Origin of the sequence: Rhodococcus sp. (in: high G+C Gram-positive bacteria) (assembly GCF_049286785.1) — a bacterium.
Classification (GTDB): Bacteria; Actinomycetota; Actinomycetes; order Mycobacteriales; family Mycobacteriaceae; genus Rhodococcus_F.
Genome location: NZ_JBAQEO010000071.1, coordinates 1 through 4,011 on the forward strand (window position 1 = coordinate 1; position 4,011 = coordinate 4,011).

3 protein-coding genes and 2 pseudogenes are annotated in these 4,011 nt (G+C 63.8%); 4 read left to right on the forward strand and 1 reads right to left on the reverse strand.

What is annotated here, in order from left to right:
• Positions 1-112: 112 nt before the first annotated feature.
• From WAW17_RS02640 to WAW17_RS02655, 4 genes and pseudogenes are all read left to right on the forward strand, one after another.
• Complete coding sequence (locus WAW17_RS02640; RefSeq protein ID WP_422331469.1) at positions 113-250, forward strand: hypothetical protein; 138 nt, start codon at positions 113-115, stop codon at positions 248-250.
• Positions 251-999: 749 nt separating this feature from the next.
• Positions 1,000-2,409, forward strand: coding sequence for an amino acid permease (locus WAW17_RS02645; protein ID WP_422331470.1), 1,410 nt, complete (start codon positions 1,000-1,002; stop codon positions 2,407-2,409).
• A 466-nt stretch (positions 2,410-2,875) separates the two neighbouring features.
• Positions 2,876-3,103, forward strand: a pseudogene (locus tag WAW17_RS02650) (integrase core domain-containing protein); the annotation flags it as partial.
• A gap of 212 nt (positions 3,104-3,315) precedes the next feature.
• Positions 3,316-3,654: a GMC oxidoreductase gene (locus WAW17_RS02655; RefSeq protein WP_422331471.1), complete on the forward strand. Its 339-nt coding sequence runs from the start codon at positions 3,316-3,318 to the stop codon at positions 3,652-3,654.
• A gap of 78 nt (positions 3,655-3,732) precedes the next feature.
• Here WAW17_RS02655 and WAW17_RS02660 read toward each other — a convergent pair.
• Positions 3,733-4,011 (reverse strand): annotated as a pseudogene (locus tag WAW17_RS02660) (ATPase); the annotation flags it as partial.

Below are 4,011 nucleotides of genomic sequence, written 5' to 3' on the forward strand. Positions count from 1 at the left end.
GTCCCGCGCCGGGAATTCGTTATCGAATTGACGCCGGTGCGGGCTGCGTGCAACGGATGGGGTGACCATGCTGGTTGGTATAGCGAAGCGTGGTAGGCCGAAGCAGCCTTTGGTGTCGACCGACGAAGAACGTGAAACGTTGACGCGGTGGGCGCGGCGACGAAGTTCGGCGCAATGCCTCATCGCCTTCGATGCTCACTACATGGCCGTCGTCGACGTGCCCTCGACCGCGGCAGCGCGAGCAAACTGACCTGGCATTCGTATCGCCCCGATGACCGATCGTCCCTCGGATCGTCCGGACAGTTTGGCCGCTGTTGCGGAGATTATCTAGTCTCCGATGTATCCAGTCTCTGGGGTGATCTGCTGAGAAAAGTTGCGGATTGACTCACGATGCTCGTCCACCGTGCCCGGTGACAGCACGGCATATGGGTCACCGGCAACACGGGCTGGACCACCCACCGAATCCGTAACCCTTCATCCGCGACGGGCCGACTGTCGCCTGCCCGTCCGCCGTGTCCCTCGAGACGCATGAATTCATGCTGGCACAAGGACGCCGGCCGACCATTGTGTGACTGCTGCAACGCAGGCAGGGCCACCGGTTTCAGGAGTCAACTGCACGAACGGTTCTCACGTCGGCGACGCCTCGGTTGCCGGTCGGCGGAGCGCCCGGCCCAGAAAAGGCGTCAAACCCCTTTGATGTTCCTGAGCTGTCGCTGGTGCTGATCGTCGTCGTCGACGCCCTGATGGCAAGTGGCTTCCAGACTGTAACCTGTTGCAAAACGCGGGCTCGGGGGATCTCCCAATGAGTGAGACGTCGTTTCCGGGGGCCCGTGAGTGTCGGATTACAGGTCCGTGACGCCGGCGAGTTCGTGTGCAGTGTCGGGGTGCGCAACAGCCGGTGCGCGAGATGGACCCCGATCCGTTGCAGGTTCTACCCTGAGTTGAGGCCCGCCGGGGAATCCGGTCGGCGGTGCCGTCGTCGACCGCTGAAGGAGTCCCGTGTCCGGTGGCACAGATCCGGAACTCACTCCCGCCCCGCGTGGTCGGATCACCCACATGCTCAGCGCCCGCCCGTTGCTGCTCCTCGCGTTCGCGTTCGCGGTCATGGCGGACCCCGTCTCCTCCGTGGCCTACGCTATCGAGGCTGCGCTGCGAGCCCTGGGCGGTGATCTCGCTCTGCTGATCCCGACCATGGGAGCAGTCGTTGCCATCGTCGCGGTGGTGAGCGTGAACTACCAGCAGCTGATTGCCCGTTACCCGCAGGGCGGCGGCGCGGCGGCGGCCATCGGCGAGGCCTTCGGCGAAGGCTGGGCGTTCGTCGCTATCGCAGCCCTCGTCGTCGATTTCGTCCTGACAATTGCCATCAGTGTGTCGGCCGGGGCATCGGCGATGATTGCATACTTCCCGTCGCTCACAGCCGAGCGGCCGCTCCTGGCCTTGGCATTGATCCTGGTCGTCGCAGCAATGACCTGGTTCGGACACCTGGGCCGGCTGGTGTTCGCGGTGATGACCATCGCCTTCATCGCCGTGGCGATCACCGTGTTGGTGTACGGGTGGGGTGCGTCGCCGCAGCCGGTGGGCACAATCGCTGCCACCTCCGGCCACCAGCCCCTTCTTGCAGTGGCATTGGCGTTCCCTGTAGGGATGGCCCTGGCAACCGGCGTGGAGGCACCCTCGTCCGCTATCGCGCAACTCGGCCAACTAAATGACGCCGGCCGCCGCCGGTTCGGGCAGATCACGTTGTGGATGATGCTCGGCATCGTCGGAACCATCACGATGGGACTGACCCTCGAGGCGCACTATCTGCAGATCGGGATCCCCACGACCGACACCACGCAGACCGCGGAACTCGCCCGGGTAGCCGCACCTGCCCCGGTATTCGCAGCGTTTCAGCTCGTGACCGCGTTACTGCTGCTCTCGGCGGCCAGCTCCTCTTTCCAGGCGGGCCCGGGACTACTCAAAGCCCTTGCCCGCCAAACCGACCCCGAGGGCCGCAGCACCGGCATCCTGCCACCACTGCTCGGGCGAACCAACCTTCGATACACCCCGTACAGCGGAGTGGCCCTGTTCACAGTCATCGCAGCGGCTGTCACCGCCGCCGCCCGCGGCGAAGATCAGACACTGGTCCTCTTCTACGCCGTGTCGGTGTTCTTGAGCTTCCTGGCCGGCCTGGTGGCCATGGCTGTGTTTTCCCACCGTGAGCGCAGACCCGGCCGTCTGCTCCTCAATGTCGCCGGCGCCGTCGTGGTCGGCTTCACGTTGCTGATCAATCTCGCTCGTGGGGAACCGGTGTTCAGTCTCCTCGCCTCCGTACTCATCGCCGGCGTGCTTCACCGTCTGTGGGTCCGCGCCGGCCGTCCCCGCGGCGTCCACGCCGCCCTCGCCCTCACCCCACCCCGCAGCTCGTAGGACTCAGACCACCGACGCCGGGCGCGCAGTACCGATAGCAGGAACTCATCTACCGGGCATCGACGAATCGACGCGTAGTTGATCGGGGATTTGCCCACCGGGCAGGGGCTGCTCGGCCTGCTAATCGACCACCCCACACCGATCCGCGCACCGGCAAGCGGTGGCGAAACGGAGGCAGGGGCATAGCTGGGCACCTCACTCCTCGAGCGGTTCGCAGTGAACGTGGGAACCACCGCGAGGCTCCCGAGCCTCGGTCTCTTCCTGAGGTCTATGCATTCGGGTTGACGCGTCGTCTGTCGATCGCCACACGGTCGGGCGGAGGGGCCGTAGTAGTCCGAGCGGGGGAATGCCTCGTGCATGGCGAAGGGCACCAGCGGAATTGATGCAGCGAGCACGACACGAACTTCAGACGCTGGTGAATACCGGTGAGCTGTGATGGCCCGATCCCGATCGAAAAGTCCCGGGTATGTCACCTGGACGAGGGGTTCGACTTTCTCGGGTTCCGCATCCAGCGGCACCGCAGGAAGGGCACGAACAAGACAAGCGTCTACACCGATCTTCGGAAGCGCGGTTCAAGACGTTGAGGTATCTCCATGATTTCCCGAAATCGTTTGACACCCTTGATGATGCGCGCGAGTTCCTGACTGGATTCTTCAACGAATACAATCACATTCACCACCACTCCGGGATTGGTTGGCACACTCCCGCATCGGTGCACTACGGCACCGCCGACGCCGTCGACGAACAAGAAGTCGCCAACATCTTCACGCAGGCACTCACGGGGATGAAGTACTACTCGGAGGGCGCAGCGGTCCACTGACGATCAGTGCATCACTGGCCGGTGCATACATCAAAACCCGACCGGAGGTCGAAGCCCCGGACCTGCAGCTGCATTTCCTTCCCTCCATGCCGGACGACAGGGGCTGGGACCTCGCAAACGTTTCGGGATTCCGGCCCGGCATATCCCAGAACCGACCCGTCAGCCGCGGGCATGCCCGGATCACCTCACCGGACCCGATGCCTCAGTACATCATTCGTTTCAATCACCTCTCTGATCAAAAGGACGTCCGCACCGTCTTGGCCGGCATGAAGTTGGCCGAGCGGATCGCGGAGCGGCGGCTCGTCACCGTCATGTCGGTCGTCGAGTTTGTCGTTTTCGGCGTGAGTTCACCTCGCACTGTTCTGCACCTGCTCGCACCCATAACCCCGAAACACCTGCGTGACCGATTCCCGTCCCGGTTCTGACCGCCTCATCGAGTGACTCCACGCCGGAGAGTGGCACTACTACGTCGTAAGACAGCTGTCTCCCGGGGAGATCAGGCGTTACTCCGGATCGGAATACCGAGTCGGGTTCGTCAGCGCGTCGGGGGTCCATGACGGCCAATGAGGTTCGGCCACGAGGGATCCCTCGACGAATCGTGCGACGACCCGAGTGGTCCGATTCTGGTTGTCGTACACCGTAGCCTGCTCGCACCGTTGAATCGCTGTGGCGACGAGTGGCCACAACCGGGCATACCGTTGCCGGATCTTGTCCTCCGGAACCGCATGTCCGCCGCAGACGACGCGCAGACGAACACGTTCGACCGCATAGTCCTCCGGCAC

Coding starts and splice junctions, on each gene's coding strand:
- WAW17_RS02655 (WP_422331471.1), top strand. CDS start 3,316: ATGCCGGACGACAGGGGCTGGGACCTCGCAAACGTTTCGGGATTCCGG.